Source organism: Pseudomonas citronellolis (assembly GCF_900112375.1).
Lineage (GTDB): Bacteria > Pseudomonadota > Gammaproteobacteria > Pseudomonadales > Pseudomonadaceae > Pseudomonas > Pseudomonas citronellolis.
The window spans coordinates 15,235-35,419 of the sequence record NZ_FOLS01000043.1; the positions used below are offsets into that span (position 1 = coordinate 15,235).

The following is a 20,185-nucleotide window of genomic DNA, read 5'->3' on the forward strand; positions in this document are numbered from 1 at the left end:
GAGGCCCCATGGCCCTACTCACCTTCATCGGCGCAGCCCAGGAAGTCACCGGCTCCTGCTACCTGCTGGAAACCCGGGACGGCGTGCGCGTGCTGCTCGAGTGCGGCATGCGCCAGGGCCGCAGCAACGGCAAGAGCACCCGCGACAACGAGGCCAGCAATCGCACGCCCTTCCCCTTCGACCCGAAGAGCCTGAACGCGGTGGTCATCTCCCACGCCCACATCGACCACAGCGGCCTGCTGCCGCGCCTGGCGAAGGAAGGCTACAAGGGGCCGATCTACGCCACCGAGTCCTGCTGCGAACTGCTGGAACTGATGCTGATGGATTCGGCCAACATCCAGGAAAAGGACGCCGAGTGGGAGAGCAAGTGGCGCGCCCGCCTGAACAAGCCGGCGGTCACCCCGATCTACACCGTGGAAGACACCGAGAAGGCCCTGAAGCTGCGCCGCAGCGTCAGCTACGGCAGCACCGTGGAAGTGGCGCCCGGCATCCGCGTGACCTTCCACAACGCCGGGCACATCCTCGGCTCGGCCATCGTCGAGATCGAGATCCACGAGCAGGGCCTGACGCGCCGCCTGGTGTTCTCCGGCGACCTGGGCAACACCTGCTCACCGCTGATGCGCACACCGACGCCGCTGAGCCGCGCCGACGTGGTGCTGCTGGAATCCACCTACGGCGACCGCGACCACCGCGACAACAACGAGACGCTGCTGGAACTGGCGGACATCCTCGAACAGGCGCAGAAGGACGGCGGCAACGTGCTGATCCCCGCCTTCGCCGTCGGCCGCACCCAGGACCTGCTGTTCTACCTCGGGCGCTTCTACCAGGAAGGCCGCCTGCCGCAGCAGATGGTCTTCCTCGACAGCCCCATGGCCGCCCGGGCCAACGATATCTACCTGCGCCACTCCGGCGAATTCTCCGACAGCGACCGCGAATACATCCGCGGCACCGGCACCGTGAAGCTGTCCGAATGGCTGCCGCTGCTGCGCACCACGCAGACGCCGGAAGACTCCATGGCGATCAACCGCATCAAGAGCGGCGCCATCATCATCGCCGGCAGCGGCATGTGCACCGGCGGGCGCATCGTCCACCACTTCAAGCACAACCTCTGGCGCCAGGAGTGCCACATCGTCTTCCCCGGCTTCCAGGCCAAGGGCACCCTGGGCCGCACCATCGTCGACGGCGCCGAGAGCGTGCGCGTATTGCGCCAGCGCATCGCCGTGCGGGCGAAGGTCCACACCCTCGGCGGCTTCTCCGCCCATGCCGGACAATCGCAATTGATTCAGTGGGTTGGCCACTTCGAGAACAAACCCGAGCTATACCTGATACATGGCGAGCGGGAAAAGATGGATGCCCTGCAGGCCGCACTGCTCGAACGCCTCGACTGGAAAGCCAACATTCCCGAACAGGGGGACCGTATCGCAATCTGAAACAGGGTCATCGCCGACTGTCATCAGCGGCATGTCAGACTGGCGCACGCCTACGACAAGGGGTTGAAGAACAAGGAGTATCCCCATGCCCTATGAACCCGAGGACTACCTTTCCAGACACTTCCAGACCAGCGGCACCGACCTGACGCAGAAGGTCGAGGAGCTGGCGGCCCTCGCCGCGCCGGGCGACAGCCCGAACCTGCCGCTGTACCGCGAGATGCTCTTCACCGTGGCGCGCATGGCCCAGGCCGACCGCAACCGCTGGGATGCCAAGATCATGCTGCAGACGCTGCGCGAGATGGAGCACGCCTTCGCCACCCTCGAGCAGTTCAAGCGCCGGCGCAAGGTCACGGTGTTCGGCTCGGCGCGCACGCCCCCGGACCACCCGCTGTACGCCCTGGCCCGGGACCTGGGGCGCACCCTGGCGCGCTACGACCTGATGGTCGTCACCGGCGCCGGCGGCGGCATCATGGCCGCCGCCCACGAAGGCGCGGGGCTGGAGAACAGCCTGGGCTTCAACATCACCCTGCCCTTCGAGCAGCAGGCCAACCACACGGTGGCCGGCACCAACAACCTGCTGTCGTTCCACTTCTTCTTCCTGCGCAAGCTGTTCTTCGTCAAGGAAGCCGACGCCCTAGTGCTCTGCCCCGGCGGCTTCGGCACCCTGGACGAGGCGCTGGAAGTGCTGACGCTGATCCAGACCGGCAAGAGCCCGCTGGTGCCGGTGGTGCTGCTCGACCAACCCGGCGGGCATTACTGGGAGCAGGCGCTGCAGTTCATGCAGGAGCAACTGCTGGACAACCGCTACATCCTGCCCAGCGACATGCACCTGATGAAACTGGCCCGCTCGGTGGAGGACGCGGTCGGGGAGATCGCCCACTTCTACAGCAACTTCCACTCCAGCCGCTGGCTCAAGGACAACTTCGTCATCCGCCTCAACCACCGCCTCAGCGACAGCGCCATGCAGCGCCTGCACGAGGAATTCGGCAACCTCTGCCTGCACGACGGCTTCCACCAGCAGGCCTGCGGCGAACTGGAAAAGGACGAGCCGGAATTCACCCAGCTCACGCGCCTGGCCTTCGCCTTCAACGGCCGCGACCACGGCCGCCTGCGTGAGCTGGTGAACTTCATCAACGACAAGCAGAACTGGACCGAGGCTTGTCCCGTTCCTGCATAGGCCACTGCACCTGTAGGAGCGGGCCCTGCCCGCGATTCGCGCGCAGGGCGCGCTCCTACATGGAATGGCGCAGGTGATTCCGGCTATCGCGGACGGAGTCCGTTCCTACACCCACGCCCAACCGTAGGGCGTATAACCGTTCGCGGTTATACGCCGTTGGTCCGACGTGACACCGCACTGGCGCGTGATTCCGGGGGAAAACGGTGTGCGGAATGGCGTAGGGGCAACTGTCTTGCCAACCACGCCGAGGTGTTCTCTGTAGGAGCGAGCTTGCTCGCGAACAGACTCCGCAGCGGGATTTATTCGCGAGCAAGCTCGCTCCTACGAGAAGCCGTGCCCGCGTCTGTACAAACGGATCTTATCCGCAAACCACGCCGATACCGCCAGCTATCGCGGACAAGCGAACGTGGTATGTGAATGGCGTAGGAGCGGACTCCATCCGCGATCCAGCCGACAGGCCGGTCAACCAGCGCCAGCCCCGGGCTCAGTCGTCCCCGCCCCGCCCACTGAACAGGCGATTGATGGCTTCCATGGAAAAGCCCCGGTAGGCGAGGAAACGCCCCTGCTGGGCACGCTCGCGGGCGTCCTGGGGCAGGCGGGGGAACTTGCGGCGCCAGACACCCCGCATTTGCGCCTGCCAGTCGACATCCGCCTCGCCCAGGGCCTTTTCGATCTCGCCGCGGGGCAGGCCGCGCTGGCTCAGCTCCTCGCGAATTCGCAGGGGGCCATAGCCACTGCGCGCCTTGCTGGCGATGAAGGCTTCCAGGTAACGGGATTCGTTGAGCAGCCCTTCCTCGGCCAGGCGGTCGAGGACGGGCTCGATGAGCTCCGCAGGCGCGCCGCGCTGGCGCAGCTTGCGGACGAGTTCGGCGCGACCGTGCTCGCGTCGCGCCAGGAGGTCCATGGCGGCCCGCCGCACGGCGACGGGCGTGTCGAGCACGGTCGGCATCGGCGGGATCAGTAGTCGAGGTCGGCTTCAGCGGCCTCGGCAGCTTCGGCTGCAGCCAGCTCGGCCTTGGTCGGCGCCGGCTGGTTGTTCAGCAGTTGCTCGCGGATGGCCTTGTCCAGCACCGCGCAGATTTCCGCGTTCTCTTCCAGGTACTTGGCGGCGTTGGCCTTGCCCTGGCCGATCTTGCTGCCCTGGTAGCTGTACCAGGCGCCGGATTTCTCCACCAGGCCCAGTTGCACGCCCAGGTCGATGATCTCGCCGGTGCGGTAGATGCCCTTGCCGTAGAGGATCTGGAACTCGGCCTGGCGGAACGGCGGGGCGACCTTGTTCTTCACCACCTTGACGCGGGTTTCGCTGCCGACCACCTCGTCGCCTTCCTTCACCGCGCCGGTACGGCGGATGTCCAGGCGCACGGAGGCGTAGAACTTCAGGGCGTTACCACCGGTGGTGGTTTCCGGGTTGCCGAACATCACGCCGATCTTCATGCGGATCTGGTTGATGAAGATGACCAGGCAGTTGGCGTTCTTGATGTTGCCGGTGATCTTGCGCAGCGCCTGGGACATCAGGCGGGCCTGCAGGCCGACGTGGGCGTCGCCCATCTCGCCTTCGATCTCGGCCTTGGGCACCAGCGCCGCCACGGAGTCGACGATGATCACGTCCACCGCGTTGGAGCGCACCAGCATGTCGGTGATTTCCAGGGCCTGCTCGCCGGTGTCCGGCTGCGAGACCAGCAGGTCGTCGACGTTGACGCCCAGCTTGCCGGCGTAGTCCGGGTCCAGCGCGTGCTCGGCGTCGACGAAGGCGCAGGTGGCGCCCTGGCGCTGGGCTTCGGCGATGACCGAGAGGGTCAGGGTGGTCTTGCCCGAGGATTCCGGGCCGTAGATCTCGACGATACGGCCCTTGGGCAGACCGCCGATACCCAGGGCGATGTCCAAGCCGAGGGAGCCGGTGGAGATGGCCGGGATGGCCTGGCGCTCGTGGTCGCCCATGCGCATTACCGCGCCCTTGCCGAATTGGCGTTCGATCTGTCCCAGGGCCGCGGCCAGGGCGCGCTTCTTGTTGTCGTCCATTGAAGTCCTCGCGAAGTCAGGCGGCCGGGATGGGCCACGAACAACTGTATAAGTAGACAGTATTATTTCACAGGGCAAGGCGCTCGCCTACCCCCGAACGGGATTTTCCCCGACGGCCAGTCGCAACACCCCGTCCAGAGCGGTCGCCACCGCCTGCCGGCGCACCGCGAGGCGGTCGCCGGGAAAATGGAAGCACTGCGGATAGCATTGTTCGCCATCGGCCCAGCACAACCAGACGGTTCCTACAGGCTTCTCTGGCGAACCACCGTCCGGACCGGCGATGCCGCTGACCGCCACAGTGAAACGCGCGCCGCTGCGCGCCTGTGCGCCGCGGGCCATAGCTTCGACCACTTCCCGGCTGACCGCGCCAACCTGTGGGAAAAGTTCGTCAGGCACGCCCAGCTGCGTGGTCTTCTGCGTATTGGAATAGGTGACGTAGCCGGCATCGAACCAGGCCGAGCTGCCGGCGATCCGCGTGATCGCCTCGGCGATGCCGCCGCCGGTGCAGGACTCGGCGGTGCTGACCCGCGCGCCCAAGCGCTGCAACTGCGCGCCCAGGCGCGCGGCCAGGTCGGTGATGCCTTCGTCGCTGATGCTCATTGCGTACTCCGATGCTTAAGCCGTCAGGCCGGATACCGTACACTAGGCGCTTTTGCATATAGAAGACGGACCGCCCAAAGTCATGAGCCAAAGCGACCTTTCCGCGCATACTCCAATGATGCAGCAATACTGGAAGCTGAAGAGACAGCATCCGGAACAACTGCTGTTCTACCGCATGGGCGACTTCTACGAGCTGTTCTACGAGGACGCCAAGAAGGCCGCCAAGCTGCTCGACATCACCCTCACCACCCGCGGCCAGTCCGCCGGCACGCCGATTCCCATGGCCGGCATCCCCTTCCACGCCGTGGAGGGCTACCTGGCCAAGCTGGTCAAGCTGGGCGAGTCGGTGGCCATCTGCGAACAGATCGGCGACCCGGCCACCAGCAAGGGCCCGGTGGAACGCCAGGTGGTGCGTATCATCACCCCCGGCACGGTCAGCGACGAGGCGCTGCTCGACGAGCGCCGCGACAACCTGCTGGCCGCCTTGCTCGGCGACGAGCGGTTGTTCGGCCTGGCGGTGCTGGACATCACCAGCGGCCGCTTCAGCGTCCAGGAAATCCGCGGCTGGGAAACCCTGCTGGCCGAGCTGGAGCGCCTGAACCCCGCGGAACTGCTGATCCCCGACGACTGGCCCGCCGGCCTGCCGGCGGAGAAGCGCCGTGGCGTGCGGCGCCGCGCGCCCTGGGACTTCGACCGCGACTCGGCGTTCAAGAGCCTCTGCCAACAGTTCGCCACCCAGGACCTGAAGGGCTTCGGCTGCCAGGACCTGACCCTGGCCATCGGCGCCGCCGGCTGCCTGCTGGCCTACGCCAAGGAAACCCAGCGCACCGCCCTGCCGCACCTGCGCAGCCTGCGCCACGAGCGCCTGGACGACACCGTCATCCTCGACGGCGCCAGCCGCCGCAACCTGGAGCTGGACACCAACCTCTCCGGCGGCCGCGACAACACCCTGCAGTCGGTGGTGGACCGCTGCCAGACCGCCATGGGCAGCCGCCTGCTGACGCGCTGGCTGAACCGCCCGCTGCGCGACCGCGCCGTGCTGGAAGCCCGCCAGGAATCCATCGCCTGCCTGCTGGAACGCTACCGTTTCGAGAATCTTCAGCCACAGCTGAAGGAAATCGGCGACGTCGAGCGCATCCTCGCCCGTATCGGTCTGCGCAACGCCCGCCCGCGCGACCTGGCGCGCCTGCGCGACGCCCTGGCCGCCCTGCCGGAGCTGCAGCGCGGCATGACCGAGTTGGAGGCCCCGCACCTGGGCGAACTGGCCGCGAGCATCCGCACCTACCCGGAACTGGCCGACCTGCTGGCCCGGGCGATCATCGACAACCCGCCGGCGGTGATCCGCGACGGCGGCGTCATCAAGCGCGGCTACGACGCCGAGCTGGACGAACTGCAGACGCTCAGCGAGAACGCCGGCCAGTACCTGATGGACCTGGAGATCCGCGAGAAGGAACGCACCGGGCTGTCGGGTCTGAAGGTCGGCTACAACCGCATCCATGGCTACTACATCGAGCTGCCGCGCATGCAGGCCGAGCAGGCGCCGGCCGATTACCAGCGGCGCCAGACGCTGAAGGGCGCCGAACGCTTCATAACCCCGGAGCTGAAGGCCTTCGAGGACAAGGCGCTGTCCGCCCAGAGCCGCGCCCTGGCCCGCGAGAAGCAGCTCTACGAGGAACTGGTGGAACTGCTGATCGCCCAGTTGGCGCCGCTGCAGGACACCGCCGCCGCCCTGGCCGAGCTGGACGTGCTGGCCAACCTGGCCGAGCGCGCGCTGAACCTCGACCTGAACCGCCCGCGCTTCGTCGAGGAGTCGGGCATCCTCATCGAGCAGGGCCGCCACCCGGTGGTGGAGCAGGTGCTGGATACGCCCTTCGTGGCCAACGACCTGAAGCTCGACGAAGACACCCGCATGCTGGTGATTACTGGCCCGAACATGGGCGGTAAATCTACCTATATGCGGCAAACGGCGCTGATCGTGCTGTTGGCGCACATCGGCAGTTTCGTCCCGGCGGCGCGCTGCGAACTGTCGCTGGTGGACCGCATCTTCACCCGTATCGGTTCGTCCGACGACCTCGCCGGCGGCCGTTCCACCTTCATGGTGGAGATGAGCGAAACCGCCAACATCCTGCACAACGCCACCGACCGCAGCTTGGTGCTGATGGACGAAGTGGGCCGCGGCACCAGCACCTTCGACGGCCTGTCGCTGGCCTGGTCCGCCGCCGAGCACCTGGCGCACCTGCGCGCCTTCACCCTGTTCGCCACCCACTACTTCGAGCTGACCGTGCTGCCGGAGAGCGAACCGGTGGTGGCCAACGTGCACCTGAACGCCACCGAGCACAACGAGCGCATCGTCTTCCTGCACCACGTGCTGCCCGGCCCGGCGAGCCAGAGCTACGGCCTGGCGGTGGCGCAACTGGCCGGCGTGCCCGGCCCGGTGATCCTGCGCGCCCGCGAGCACCTGGCGCGCCTGGAGACCACCAGCCTGCCCCACGAAGCGCCGCGCCAGGAGGCGGGCCAGCCCGCCGCGCCGATGCAGAGCGACCTGTTCGCCAGCCTGCCGCACCCGCTGATCGACGAGCTTGCACGCATCAAACCCGATGACCTGACACCGCGCCAGGCGCTCGATTTGTTATATGCATGGAAGACGCGAATCTGACGGACAGCGGAACAAGCTGCTAGAATCGCGCGCGCTTAGCCGCCCGCCTGAGGAGAGAATTAGAAAATGACCTTCGTCGTCACCGACAACTGCATCAAGTGCAAATACACCGACTGCGTGGAAGTCTGCCCGGTGGACTGCTTCTACGAAGGCCCGAACTTCCTGGTGATTCACCCGGATGAGTGCATCGACTGCGCCCTGTGCGAACCGGAATGCCCGGCACAGGCGATCTTCTCCGAGGACGAGGTCCCGGAGAACATGCAGGAGTTCATCGAGCTGAACAAGGATCTGGCCGAGGTCTGGCCGAACATCACCGAGAAGAAGGACTCGTTGCCGGACGCGGAAGAGTGGGACGGCGTCGCCGACAAGCTCAAGCACCTGGAGCGCTGATCGCTTCCTCCAAGCTCCAAGGCCCGCCTCGCGCGGGCCTTGTGCCATCTGTGACGGCACTTTTTCGCGGGCAAAAAAAAGGGGCGGGATGGCCCGCCCTTTTTTCCCTACCCCATCATCCTGATGAGTCGCATCCCGCGACGTCCTGACCGGCATCCTTGTCGGCCTGCGTCATTCCCTGTACGCAGGAGTGATATCAGCTTTCCGTACAAAAGCGGCAAGCGGCTGCGGGTCGCACCCCGGTAGGGCCAGGATTAGCGCAGTCGAAAATAAAGCCTTTTAAATTCAATTGGTTATTTATAAAGACTGAAGAAAAGGGCCCCTTGCCGGCAAGCCGAATCGTCAAAGACTCACAGCACGTGTAAGCGATAGCTTACAAAACCAAACTCAAAAACTGCTGTCTCGCCTGGCTCGAGCGGATGAAGTTGTTCGGGATGCGTATCCGTTTGGGGCGCCCGTGAAGTCCGGGACAAGGTGTTTTTCGTAGGATGGGTTGAGCTTGCGATACCCATCGCTGGTCCGGGGCCGGTCTTGCCGGTGGAGTCGCGGACGGAGTCCTAGCATGCCGGTGGGCATGGATTCTCGTAGGAGCGAGCTTGCTCGCGAACGGAGCTTCCCGGCGGTGTAGGTGCTGGGTTCAAGAGCACCCTCTCCCCAGCCCTCTCCCTGAAGGGAGAGGGGGCTGTCCTGAGCGAAGGGAGAATCCTGAGTCATCCTGAGACGCCTAACCCCACCCCGTCATTCCCGCGGACGCGGGAACCCAGTGACGGCCAGGGTTCGCGAGCAAGCTCGCTCCTACGAAAAGCAAAAGCGCGTTTGCTCTTGGACTTCCAGAGAAATAGCCGAACGCACCGAAACGCCCCTTCAGAAGGCCGAGCGAAACCCGCGCTCAGGAGGTCATGCGACATGGATGTCGCGAGAGCCCCGCGGGCTACAGGGACGTACCCTCGGGGCGGGCCTCCGTGGCGGGGGAATTCGTGAGGGTAGCCCGGCTTTATCGGGCCCGTATGTTGGGGCAAGCCTTTTTGGTTCCTTTTTGCGGGGGTGGCCTTCCACCGTTTGACAAAAGGGACTCGCCCGAGGGGGCGAAACAAGAAGGTCGGGCAAACTCAGAGCGGCGCAGAAACACCCAAGCCAAGGCAGCTGGGTTCCCGCGTTCGCGGGAATGACGGGTTAGAGATCGGAGCGCGGGGCCAAGAGCCGCAAGCGAAGCCATAGCCCCACCCCATATGAAAAATGCCGTTTCTCCCAGACAGAGAAACGGCATTCCTTCTTACCCGTAGGAGCGCGCCCTGCGCGCGAATCGCGGGCAGGGCCCGCTCCTACAAATGGGGCGCAGGCGAAAAAAAGCCCGGAGCACTCCGGGCTTTTTCACTGCGGGTGGTGCCTTACTGGAACAACGCGTCGCTCGACAGGCCGTTCTTCTCCAGGATTTCCCGCAGACGCTTGAGCGCCTCGACCTGGATCTGCCGCACCCGCTCGCGGGTCAGGCCGATTTCCTGGCCGACCTCTTCCAGAGTGCTGCTTTCGTGGCCACGCAGGCCGAAGCGGCGAATCACCACCTCGCGCTGCTTGTCGGTCAGCTCGGACAGCCACTGGTCGATGCTCTGGCTCAGGTCGTCATCCTGCAGCAGTTCGCAGGGGTCGGTGGGACGATCGTCGGTCAGGGTGTCGAGCAGCGTCTTGTCCGAATCCGGGCCGAGGGACACGTCCACCGAAGTCACCCGCTCGTTGAGGCCGAGCATGCGCTTGACCTCGTCGACCGGCTTCTCCAGCAGGTTGGCGATTTCCTCGGGGGATGGCTCGTGATCCAGCTTGTGCGTCAGCTCGCGGGCCGCGCGCAGGTAGACGTTGAGTTCCTTGACCACATGGATCGGCAGGCGGATGGTGCGGGTCTGGTTCATGATGGCCCGTTCGATGGTCTGGCGAATCCACCACGTCGCGTAGGTGGAGAAGCGGAAACCCCGTTCCGGATCGAACTTCTCCACCGCCCGGATCAACCCCAGGTTGCCCTCCTCGATCAGGTCGAGCAGGGACAGGCCGCGGTTGACATAGCGCCGGGCGATCTTCACCACCAGGCGCAGGTTGCTTTCGATCATGCGCCGACGCCCAGCAGGATCGCCCCTTTGCGCGAGCCGCGCGAAGTGGACCTCCTCCTCGGGAGTCAGCAGTGGGGAAAAACCGATTTCGTTGAGGTAGAGCTGGGTGGCATCCAGCGCCCGGCTGTAATCGATGTGCTTGTGCTGCTTCGATGACAGCGAACTGGCCTTGCCGGTGACCTGAAGTGAGACCTGCTCTTCGGCAAGTGACTCGTCGAATGTGATGGCGGGCTCCAGCAACAGCAGCTCGTCATCCACGTCAAACTCCGGCCCTTCTTTTTTGAGTGCCATGTCGTTATCCCTTGCTGAGTTCGACAACAAGCCCGGACGAATCCATATCCTTGGGACGTCCAAGCCCGCTCACCCACGCAGGATGCGGCGGTCGATCAACGAGGAGGCAGGTATTGCAAGGGGTCCACGGGTTTGCCCTGACGGCGAATCTCGAAGTGCAGCTTCACCCGGTCCGTGCCCGTGGAGCCCATCTCGGCAATGCTCTGCCCGACTTTGACCTGTTGCCCTTCCCGAACGAGCAGCCTGCGGTTGTGGCCGTAGGCACTCACGTAGGTATCGCTGTGCTTGATGATCACGAGTTCGCCGTAGCCCCGCAAACCACTACCGGCGTATACAACCGTGCCATTCGACGCAGCCAGGACAGGCTGGCCCAATTGCCCGGCTATATCAATCCCTTTATTCAAACTCCCGTTTGATGCAAAGCGGCCTATCAAAGTGCCACTGGTCGGCCACATCCAGCCCTCCACGCCCTTGCCGGAAGCCTGCGAAGGGGCGGTGCTGGCGGGGGGTGTCGAATTGCTGACGGTAGCCGCGGGCGCGGGCTTGGTCGGTGCCGGAGAACCGGCGGCGGGCTTGCCGACCACCACCGGCGCGACGGACGGTGTGGTTTTGGCGACGACGGGCTGTGCCGACGTGCTGGAGCCGGCACCGCCGAAACGAATGGCCTGCCCCGGGCGGATGGTGTAGGGCGGCGGGATGTTGTTGTGCGCGGCCAGGGCCTTCCAGTCCCAGCCGTAGCGGAAGGCGATCGAGTACAGGGTGTCGCCGCGGCGCACCACGTACTGCCCGCTGGTGGTCGTCGGCGTGCGGTCGGCCTGGTTGCGGTCGACCACCTTGACCTTGCCCCCGGAGGAGGATGCGCAGGCCGCGAGCAGGGAACAGAATGCTGCCGCCAGCAGCATGCGCACGCCGCTCCGAATCCAGATCCATTGTTTCTGGGCCGCGATAGGGCTCACCCCTTCCCCCTTATCCATCGAATATGTGCCCGGCATCTCGCCGTTATGCTCCCCCTGGCCGCGCGACGGCGCTCCCGCCGCCGCTCAGCCCAGGGGGCCGTTGAGCAGGGGAACGAAGCGCACCGAATCCAGCACGCGCCGGTCGAATCCGTCGCCGGTGCGCTCGATCAGCATCAGTTGCTGCACTTCGCCGCTGCCCACCGGGATCACCAGGCGCCCGCCCGGCGCCAGTTGGTCGAGCAGCGCCTGCGGGACCTCGGCGGCTGCCGCGGTGACGATGATACCGTTGTACGGTGCCAGCGCCGACCAGCCTTCCCAGCCATCCCCCCAGCGAAAGACAACATTTCTCAGGTTTAGCTCCGCAAGACGCTCCTTGGCGCGGTCCTGCAGGGCCTGAATCCGCTCGACGGAGAACACCCGCTCGACCAGTTGCGCCAGCACCGCGGTCTGGTAGCCGGAGCCGGTGCCGATCTCCAGCACCTTGTCCAGGGGGCCGGCGGCCAGCAGCAGCTCGGTCATCCGCGCCACCATGAAGGGTTGCGAGATGGTCTGATTGTGGCCGATGGGCAGCGCGGTGTCCTCGTAGGCGCGGTGCGACAGCGCCTCGTCGACGAACAGGTGGCGCGGCGTGCGGCGGATCACCTCGAGCACCCGGGCGTTGGACAGGCCTTCCTCGTACAGGCGCTGGATCAGCCGTTCGCGGGTGCGCTGGGAGGTCATGCCGATGCCGCGGCGACTCAGTTCATCGGCCATGGTCCAGCCCTCCGATCCAGTCCTGCAGTCCATTGAACGCCTCGCGGAAGGTTCGGTCCAGTTGCAGTGGCGTGACCGAGACATAGCCCTGCATCACCGCATGGAAGTCAGTGCCCTCGCCGCCATCCTCGACATCGCCCGCCGCCGCGATCCAGTAGCCTTCGCGCCCGCGCGGGTTGACCACCTTGACCGGCGCCGCGGCGCGCTTGCGGTGGCCCAGGCGGGTCAGCTGGACGCCGCGGATGCGTTCCAGCGGCAGATTCGGGATGTTGACGTTGAGCACGGTGCGCGGCGGCAGTTCGAGCCGCTCGTGGTTCTGCACCAGCAGGCGGGCGAAGTGCATGGCGCTGTAGAGGTTGTCCGGCTGGCGCGAGAGCAGCGAGAAGGCGAACGCCGGCCGCTCCAGGAAGCGGCCCTCGATGGCGGCGGCCACGGTGCCGGAATAGAGCACGTCATCGCCCAGGTTGGCGCCCAGGTTGATACCCGAGACGACCATGTCCGGCAAGGTGTCCAGCAGGCCGTTGAGACCCAGGTGCACGCAGTCGGTCGGCGTACCGTCGACGCCGATGAATCCATTGCTCAGGCGCTGCGCGTGCAGCGGCCGGTCCAGGGTCAGCGAGCTGCTGGCGCCGCTGCGGTCCTGTTCGGGAGCGATCACCACGCATTCGGCATGTTCGCTCAGCGCGTCGTAAAGCGCGGCGATACCGGGCGCGTTCACCCCGTCGTCGTTGGCAATCAGTATGCGCATGGGTTTTCCGTCTGCCCTGCCGGTACCAGCTCGACCAGCTCGCGCACGACGACGGTGGCGAAGCAGCCTGCCGGCAGGACGAATTCCAGTTGCAGAATGTCAGGGGCCGGATAATGCCATGCCAGGGCCTGGATGGGGAGGCGCAGGATGCGCCGTTCGTGCGCCAGGTCAGCATTGCCCAGCCACTGGCAAAGCGCCACTTCCGCGGCGCCCACGGCATTTTCCAGCTCGCCGCTGGCGCCGCCGGCCGGCGAGGCGCCCTTGCCCCAGAGCGGCCCGGTGGGGTGCAGGTCGAGTTCGGCCAGGCGCGGATCGGCGCATTCCGCCTCGCCCGCCGGGAAGAAACTGCGGCTGTCGGTGAAGGCCAGCAGGTCGCCGACCTGGGCGCGGTTCCAGCTACCGTCCGTCACCCGCCGCGCCAGCACCTGGTTGAACAGGTAGCTGCGCCCGGCGGAGAGCAGGCGCGAACGCAGGTTGCGCTGCTCTGGCAGAATGCCGCGCTCGGCACAGCTGCGGGCGTCCACGACGTTGCCGCCGTCGAAGCCGAAGCGCTGGCTGCCGAAATAGTTGGGCACGCCCTCGGCGGCGATACGTCGCAGCCGCTCGTCGAGCGCCTGGTGCTCGCCTTGCAATTGCGTCAGGCGCAGGGTGAAGCCGTTGGCCGCATGGGCGCCACGCTGCAGCTTGCGCTGGTGGCGGGTGCGCTTGAGGATGCGCAGGCTGTCGTCCTCGGCCGCGGCCAGGTCGGGGTCGGCCTTGCCCGGCAGGTGCAGGCTGAACCACTGGCGCGTCAGCGCCTGGCGATCCTTGAGCCCGGCATAGCTGATCAGCCGCTGCGACACTCCAGCCGCGCGGGCCAGGCGGCGCGCGGCCTCCTCGGTGTTCAGCCCGCGCTTCTCCACCCACAGCCAGAGGTGTTCGCCTTCGCCGGACAGCGGGATGTCCAGCACCTCGTCGACCTGGAAGTCCTCGGCCACCGCCTTGAGCACCGCCTGCCCGCAGGGTTCGCCATGGGCGCGCGGGCCCAGCAGCTCCAGCTCGGTCATGGACGGACCAGCAGGGCGACGGCGTGCACTGCGATGCCTTCCTCGCGCCCAGTGAAGCCGAGCTTCTCGGTGGTGGTGGCCTTGACGTTGACCTGTTCGAGGTCGACCTGCAGGTCCTCGGCAATGCTGCCGCGCATGGCCTCGATGTGCGGCGCCATCTTCGGCGCCTGGGCGATGATGGTGGCGTCGACGTTGCCGATCACGTAGCCCTTCTCGTGCACCAGGGCCACCACGTGGCGCAGCAGCGCGCGGCTGTCGGCGCCCTTGAAGCGCGGGTCGGTGTCGGGGAAGTGCTTGCCGATGTCCCCCAGGGCGCAGGCGCCGAGCAGCGCGTCGCTCAGCGCGTGCAGCAGCACGTCGCCGTCGGAGTGGGCGATGAGCCCGAACTTGTGGGGGATGCGCACGCCGCCGAGGGTGATGAAGTCGCCCTCGCCGAAGCGGTGTACGTCGTAGCCATGGCCGATACGCATAGAAAAACGCCCTGAGTCAGTCAGGGCGTCGATTCTACCGGAAAGCCGCGACGCCTTCAGGACAGCGCCCGCGCATGGTGGCGCAGGTGGTCGTCGATGAAGCTGGCGATGAAGTAGTAGCTGTGGTCGTAGCCCGGGTGCAGGCGCAGCTCCAGCGGGTGCCCCGCCGCTTCCGCCGCCTGGCGCAGGGCCTCGGGCTTGAGCTGGGTGGCGAGGAAGTCGTCGCGCTCGCCCTGGTCGACCAGGATCGGTAGGCGCTCGCTCGCGCCGGCCAGCAGTTCGCAGGCATCCCACTCGGCCCAGGCGCTGCGCTCTTCGCCCAGGTAGCGGCCGAAGGCCTTCTGCCCCCAGGGGCAGTCGCTGGGATGAGCGATGGGCGCGAAGGCCGACAGCGACTGGTAGCGCCCCGGGTTGCGCAGCGCGCAGACCAGCGCGCCGTGGCCGCCCATGGAGTGCCCGGCGATGCCGCGGCGGGTGGAGACCGGGAAGTTGTCCTCGATCAGCGCCGGCAACTCGTGCACCACGTAGTCGTGCATACGGTAGTTGCGCGCCCAGGGTTCCTGGGTGGCGTTGAGGTAGAAGCCGGCGCCCAGGCCGAAGTCCCAGGCGCCTTGCGGGTCGCCCGGCACGTCCGGGCCGCGCGGGCTGGTGTCCGGCGCCACTATCACCAGGCCCAGTTCGGCGGCCAGGCGCTGGGCGCCGGCCTTCTGCATGAAGTTCTCGTCGGTGCAGGTCAGCCCCGACAGCCAGTAGAGCACCGGCAGGCCGGCCTCGGGCTCGGCCTGGGGCGGCAGGTAGATAGCGAACACCATGTCGCAGCCGAGCGCCTGGGAGCGGTGGCGGTAGCGCTGGTGCCAGCCCTCGAAGCTCTTGGTGCTGGAGACGATTTCCATAAAAAGCTCCGTGTAAAGACGAGGAAAGCGCTGGAGGCTGGACGAAAAAGCGCTACGTATAGCCTTCAGCCTCCAGCGCTTCCATCGGCTTTTCAGTAATGGATGACCAAGTGGATGCTCTTGCCTTCGTGCATCAGGTCGAAGGCCTCGACGATTTCCATAAAAAGCTCCGTGTAAAGACGAGGAAAGCGCTGGAGGCTGGACGAAAAAGCGCTACGTATAGCCTTCAGCCTCCAGCGCTCTCGTCGGCTTTTCAGTAATGGATGACCGAGCGGATGCTCTTGCCTTCGTGCATCAGGTCGAAGGCCTCGTTGATCTTGTCCAGGCCCATGGTGTGGGTGATGAAGGTGTCCAGCGGGATTTCGCCCTTCTGCGCCTTCTCCACGTAGCTGGGCAGCTCGGTGCGGCCGCGCACGCCGCCGAACGCCGAACCGCGCCAGACGCGACCGGTGACCAGCTGGAACGGCCGGGTGCTGATTTCCTGGCCGGCCCCGGCGACGCCGATGATGGTCGACTCGCCCCAGCCCTTGTGGCAGCACTCCAGCGCCGCGCGCATCAGTTGCACGTTGCCGACGCACTCGAAGGAGTAGTCCACGCCGCCGTCGGTCATCTCGACGATGACGTCCTGGATCGGCTTCTGGTGGTCCTTCGGGTTGACGAAGTCGGTGGCGCCCAGTTCCTTGGCGATGTCGAACTTGGCCGGGTTGATGTCGACGGCGATGATCCGCGAGGCCTTGGCCATCTTGGCGCCGATGATGGCCGCAAGGCCGATGCCGCCCAGACCGAAGATGGCCACGGTGGCGCCCTCTTCCACCTTGGCGGTGTTGAGCACGGCGCCGATGCCGGTGGTGACGCCGCAGCCGAGCAGGCAGACCTTCTCCAGCGGGGCGTCCTTGGGAATCTTGGCCAGGGAGATTTCCGGCAGCACGGTGTATTCGGAGAAGGTCGAGCAGCCCATGTAGTGGTAGATCGGCTGGCCGTTGTAGGAGAAGCGGCTGGTGCCGTCGGGCATCAGGCCCTTGCCCTGGGTGGCGCGCACGGCCTGGCAGAGGTTGGTCTTGCCGGATTTGCAGAACTTGCACTCGCGGCATTCGGCGGTATACAGCGGGATCACGTGGTCGCCGACCTGCAGCGAGGTCACGCCCTCGCCCACCGCTTCGACGATGCCGCCACCCTCGTGGCCGAGGATGCACGGGAAGACGCCTTCGGAATCCTCGCCGGACAGGGTGTAGGCGTCGGTGTGGCAGACCCCGGTGGCGACGATGCGTACCAGCACCTCGCCCTTCTTCGGCGGCGCCACGTCCACCTCGACCACCTGCAGCGGCTGGTTGGGGGCGAAGGCGACGGCGGCACGGGACTTGATCATCTCGGAACTCCTGGCGGGTTGATGCATGGGCCTCCGCCTTCGGGGCGGAAGCGGCCGGCGATGGATGCCGGCGGAAACCGGGCGGCCCGGCGAAAAACGCAGGGCATAGCCTTGAAAGTGTAGAAAAGTGCCTGGAAAGAAATAATCAGGCAATAATCAAAACTTTATTGCCATACAGGGACAATCCAGATGAATCGCTGGGAAGGCCTCGACGAATTCGTCGCGGTGGCGGAAACCGGGCAGTTCACCGCCGCCGCCGAACGCCTGGGCGTCTCCTCCTCCCACGTCAGCCGGCAGATCGCCCGCCTGGAGGAACGCCTGCAGACGCGCCTGCTCTACCGCAGCACCCGGCGCGTGTCGCTGAGCGAGGCCGGGCAGACCTTCCTGCAGCACTGCCAGCGCCTGCAGGACGCCCGCGACGAGGCGCTGCGCGCGGTCAGCGACCTCTCCGCCGAGCCCAAGGGCCTGCTGCGCATGACCTGCGCGGTAGCCTACGGCGAGCGCTTCGTGGTGCCGCTGGTGAACGCCTTCATGGCCGACTATCCACAGCTGCGGGTGGAGATGGAGCTGTCCAACCGCCAGCTCGACCTGCTCCACGAGGGTTTCGACCTGGCCATCCGCCTCGGCCGCCTGAGCGACTCGCGCCTGGTGGCCACGCGCCTGGCGCCGCGGGTGATGTACCTGTGCGCCACGCCCGGCTACCTGGAGCGCCACAGCGCGCCGCGCTCGCCGGCGGAACTGGCGCAGCACAACTGCCTGGTGGGCAGCAGCGACATCTGGACCTTCCTGGAAGACAGCCGCGAGACGCAGCACCGTGTGCAGGGCAACTGGCGCTGCAACAGCGGCCAGGCGGTGCTGGACGCCGCGCTGCGCGGCTTCGGCCTGTGCCAGTTGCCGGACTACTACGTGCTGGAGCACCTGCGCAGCGGGCGGCTGGTTTCCCTGCTGGAGGAACACCAGCCACCGAACACCGCGGTCTGGGCGCTGTACCCGCAGCAGCGGCACCTGTCGCCAAAGGTGCGGCAACTGGTGGATTTCCTCAAGGAAGGCCTGCAGCGGACGCATCCGGGGCTGTCCTGAAGCAGGGTGGTTTCCGGCGATTCGGTTAGAATTACCGGTTTACCACGCTACCCTGCCAAGGATGCCGTCATGTCCGCCCTCTCCGCCTTCCGCGAGCGCTACCTGCTGCGCTTCTGGTCACCCTTGCCGACCCTGGTCGCGCTCGGTGTCGCCTCCGCCTACTACTTCGCCCTGACCGGCACCTTCTGGGCCGTCACCGGGGAATTCACCCGCTGGGGCGGCCACGTGCTGTCCTGGTTCGGCGTGCCGGTGCAGGACTGGAGCTACTTCAAGATCATCGGCCTGCAGGGCACACCGCTGGACCGCATCGATGGGGTGATGATCATCGGCATGTTCCTCGGCGCGCTGTGCTGCGCGCTCTGGGCCGGCAACGTCAGCCTGCGCTGGCCGACCAGCCGGCGCCGCCTGCTGCAGGGCCTGGTGGGCGGCATCATCGCCGGCTTCGGCGCGCGCCTGGCCATGGGCTGCAACCTGGCGGCGTTCTTCACCGGCATCCCGATGTTCTCGGTGCACGCCTGGGCCTTTATGCTCTCCACCGTGATCGGCGCCTGGTTCGGCGTGAAGCTGAGCCTGCTGCCGTTCCTGCGCACGCCGCTGAAGGTCACCGGCAAGGCCGCCAGCCTGCCCGACGCGGCCAACCTAGCCCGCCGCGCCAAGGTGCAATGGCGTCTGGGCCTGGCGGTCCTGGCCGTGGCCGCGCTGTTCGCCGTCTGGCGCTTCGAGGTGTCGCTGGTGCTGGGCCTGGCCACCCTGTTCGGCCTGCTGTTCGGCGGCCTGATCGAGCGCGCGCAGATCTGCTTCACCAGCGCCGCCCGCGATCTCTGGACCACCGGCCGGACCAAGGCCGCCTTCGGCATCCTGCTGGGCATGGCCGCGGCCTGCGTCGGCACCTTCGCGGCGATCCACCTGGGCGTGGCACCGAAGACCTTCTGGATGGGCCCCAACGCGGTGATCGGCGGCGTGCTGTTCGGCATCGGCATCGTCCTGGCCGGCGGCTGCGAGACCGGCTGGATGTACCGCTCGATGGAAGGCCAGGTGCATTTCTGGGTGGTCGGCGTCGGCAACGTCATCGGCGGAACCCTGGTGGCGGTGTACTGGGACGCGCTGGGCAGCGCCCTGGCCCTGCCCTATCCCAAGCTCAACCTGCTGCAGATGTTCGGCCCCGGCGGCGGCCTGCTGCTGACCTTCGCCGGCCTTGCGCTGTGCATGCTGCTGGTACAGCTGAACGCCAACCGTTTCACCCGTTCGAGGAAAACCGCCAATGAGCGCGAACAAGACGCCGACGCTGTCGCTTGACCTGCGCGGCGAGCACTGCCCGTACAACGCCATCGCCACCCTGGAAACCCTGGAGACGCTGAAGCCGGGCGACCTGCTGGAAGTGGTCACCGACTGCTCGCAGTCGGTGCACGGCATCCCCGAGGACACCAAGCGCCACGGTTATAACTGCCTGGCGGTGGAACAGCATGGGGCGCTGTTCCGCTTTCTCATCGAGGTGCCGTTGTTGGGGTGAGCCTGATACCCATGCGGGCGGGGTTTCCCGTAGGAGCGAGCTTGCTCGCGAATGAGCCCCGCAGCAGGGTCCGTTCGCGAGCAAGCTCGCTCCTACGAAAAGCACCCGCACCGCTCCTACAGGTCTAGGCCGAATCGCCACGGCTGGCATTGCGCTCATGGCGGTGCAGGAAGTCGTGGATGTGCCCGGGGAAGCGCGAGCCGATCCAGGCGAATGCCAGGTACTTGAGCAGCTTGCCGGTGAAGATCGCCAGCAGCACGCCGGGGTAGTGCAGCGGCACGTTGGACAGCACCACCAGCGCCGGCGTCTGCGGCAGCGGCGAGATGGACACCAGGAACAGCGCCAGCAGGCCGTAGCGGCGCGTCCAGTCCATCACCTGCGCCCAGCTCGGGTCCTGCAGCAATTGCGGAAAATGGGCGTACAGGCTGGCCCAGCCCATGTGGTGCAGGACGATCACCAGCAGCAGCGCCCCCAGCGCGCTGCCCAGGGCGGCGCTCAGTGCTATGCCGCCCCAGCGCCGTGGCGCCACCAGGACCGCCGGCACCACCACGGAGGTGATCGGGTAGGCGGCGGTGCAGGTACCCAGCAGCGCCAGGCCCAGGCACAGCCAGGGCATGCGCCAGCCGTCGCCGGCCCAGCGCAGGATGCGGTGCAAGTCGCCTTCGAGCCTGGGCAGGAACCTCGCAAGGCGCTTCATGGTT

General features: G+C 66.5%; 19 protein-coding genes. 7 read left to right on the forward strand and 12 right to left on the reverse strand.

From position 1 onward, the window contains the following. Positions 1-8: 8 nt before the first annotated feature. Positions 9-1,430, forward strand: coding sequence for an MBL fold metallo-hydrolase RNA specificity domain-containing protein (locus BM060_RS28970; RefSeq protein ID WP_074985510.1), 1,422 nt, complete (start codon positions 9-11; stop codon positions 1,428-1,430). 85 nt (positions 1,431-1,515) lie between these two features. Beyond that, positions 1,516-2,607 (forward strand): LOG family protein, encoded by a 1,092-nt coding sequence (locus BM060_RS28975; protein WP_058070963.1) that lies wholly within the window; start codon positions 1,516-1,518, stop codon positions 2,605-2,607. A gap of 484 nt (positions 2,608-3,091) precedes the next feature. On the opposite strand, the gene recX is transcribed toward BM060_RS28975, so the two are convergent. From recX to BM060_RS28990, 3 genes are all read right to left on the reverse strand, one after another. Further along, positions 3,092-3,556, reverse strand: coding sequence for a recombination regulator RecX (recX, locus tag BM060_RS28980; protein WP_074985511.1), 465 nt, complete (start codon positions 3,554-3,556; stop codon positions 3,092-3,094). Positions 3,557-3,564: 8 nt separating this feature from the next. Further along, positions 3,565-4,626 carry a recombinase RecA gene (gene recA / locus BM060_RS28985; protein WP_009616839.1) on the reverse strand — a complete coding sequence of 354 codons (1,062 nt, stop codon included), beginning with the start codon at positions 4,624-4,626 and terminating at the stop codon, positions 3,565-3,567. 87 nt (positions 4,627-4,713) lie between these two features. Then, a complete protein-coding gene (locus tag BM060_RS28990) occupies positions 4,714-5,226 on the reverse strand; it encodes a CinA family protein (protein WP_074985512.1) in 513 nt (170 codons plus the stop codon). A gap of 82 nt (positions 5,227-5,308) precedes the next feature. Here BM060_RS28990 and mutS point away from each other — a divergent pair, with 82 nt between their 5' ends. Both mutS and fdxA read left to right on the forward strand, forming a co-directional pair. Continuing rightward, positions 5,309-7,882, forward strand: coding sequence for a DNA mismatch repair protein MutS (mutS, locus tag BM060_RS28995; RefSeq protein ID WP_174672449.1), 2,574 nt, complete (start codon positions 5,309-5,311; stop codon positions 7,880-7,882). A 66-nt stretch (positions 7,883-7,948) separates the two neighbouring features. Beyond that, entirely contained in the window at positions 7,949-8,272 is a 324-nt protein-coding gene (gene fdxA / locus BM060_RS29000; protein ID WP_074985513.1) for a ferredoxin FdxA, read from the forward strand. Between the two features lie 1,388 nt (positions 8,273-9,660). Here fdxA and rpoS read toward each other — a convergent pair. The 8 genes from rpoS to BM060_RS29040 all read right to left on the reverse strand — a co-directional run bounded on the left by rpoS (position 9,661) and on the right by BM060_RS29040 (position 16,894). Next, the gene (gene rpoS / locus BM060_RS29005) at positions 9,661-10,662 is read right to left on the reverse strand and encodes an RNA polymerase sigma factor RpoS (RefSeq protein ID WP_009616703.1); all 1,002 of its coding nucleotides are present in this window, start codon (positions 10,660-10,662) and stop codon (positions 9,661-9,663) included. A 95-nt stretch (positions 10,663-10,757) separates the two neighbouring features. Then, positions 10,758-11,636, reverse strand: coding sequence for a peptidoglycan DD-metalloendopeptidase family protein (locus BM060_RS29010; RefSeq protein WP_074985514.1), 879 nt, complete (start codon positions 11,634-11,636; stop codon positions 10,758-10,760). A 66-nt stretch (positions 11,637-11,702) separates the two neighbouring features. After that, positions 11,703-12,338, reverse strand: coding sequence for a protein-L-isoaspartate(D-aspartate) O-methyltransferase (locus BM060_RS29015; protein ID WP_099049128.1), 636 nt, complete (start codon positions 12,336-12,338; stop codon positions 11,703-11,705). Between the two features lie 22 nt (positions 12,339-12,360). Further along, positions 12,361-13,119, reverse strand: coding sequence for a 5'/3'-nucleotidase SurE (gene surE, locus BM060_RS29020; RefSeq protein ID WP_043317806.1), 759 nt, complete (start codon positions 13,117-13,119; stop codon positions 12,361-12,363). Beyond that, a complete protein-coding gene (gene truD, locus BM060_RS29025) occupies positions 13,107-14,165 on the reverse strand; it encodes a tRNA pseudouridine(13) synthase TruD (RefSeq protein ID WP_074985515.1) in 1,059 nt (352 codons plus the stop codon). Before truD ends, surE begins: the two co-directional genes overlap by 13 nt. Beyond that, positions 14,162-14,635 (reverse strand): 2-C-methyl-D-erythritol 2,4-cyclodiphosphate synthase, encoded by a 474-nt coding sequence (ispF, locus tag BM060_RS29030; RefSeq protein WP_064584064.1) that lies wholly within the window; start codon positions 14,633-14,635, stop codon positions 14,162-14,164. The genes truD and ispF overlap by 4 nt, the downstream gene beginning before the upstream one ends. Positions 14,636-14,691: 56 nt before the next feature. Then, complete coding sequence (gene fghA, locus BM060_RS29035; RefSeq protein ID WP_074985516.1) at positions 14,692-15,528, reverse strand: S-formylglutathione hydrolase; 837 nt, start codon at positions 15,526-15,528, stop codon at positions 14,692-14,694. 253 nt (positions 15,529-15,781) lie between these two features. Beyond that, on the reverse strand, positions 15,782-16,894 hold the full coding sequence (locus tag BM060_RS29040) for an S-(hydroxymethyl)glutathione dehydrogenase/class III alcohol dehydrogenase (RefSeq protein WP_058490920.1): 1,113 nt from the start codon (positions 16,892-16,894) through the stop codon (positions 15,782-15,784). A 189-nt stretch (positions 16,895-17,083) separates the two neighbouring features. Here BM060_RS29040 and BM060_RS29045 point away from each other — a divergent pair, with 189 nt between their 5' ends. The 3 genes from BM060_RS29045 (at position 17,084) to yedF (ending at position 19,484) form a co-directional block, all read left to right on the forward strand. Continuing rightward, the gene (locus BM060_RS29045; protein ID WP_074985518.1) at positions 17,084-17,974 is read left to right on the forward strand and encodes a LysR substrate-binding domain-containing protein; all 891 of its coding nucleotides are present in this window, start codon (positions 17,084-17,086) and stop codon (positions 17,972-17,974) included. Between the two features lie 69 nt (positions 17,975-18,043). Next, positions 18,044-19,270: a selenium metabolism membrane protein YedE/FdhT gene (gene yedE, locus BM060_RS29050; RefSeq protein WP_074985521.1), complete on the forward strand. Its 1,227-nt coding sequence runs from the start codon at positions 18,044-18,046 to the stop codon at positions 19,268-19,270. Beyond that, positions 19,236-19,484: a sulfurtransferase-like selenium metabolism protein YedF gene (gene yedF / locus BM060_RS29055; protein ID WP_009616683.1), complete on the forward strand. Its 249-nt coding sequence runs from the start codon at positions 19,236-19,238 to the stop codon at positions 19,482-19,484. The genes yedE and yedF overlap by 35 nt, the downstream gene beginning before the upstream one ends. A gap of 124 nt (positions 19,485-19,608) precedes the next feature. Here yedF and BM060_RS29060 read toward each other — a convergent pair whose 3' ends face one another. Then, positions 19,609-20,181, reverse strand: a complete 573-nt coding sequence (locus tag BM060_RS29060) for a glycosyltransferase family protein (protein WP_135499818.1) — start codon at positions 20,179-20,181, stop codon at positions 19,609-19,611. Positions 20,182-20,185 lie beyond the last annotated feature (4 nt).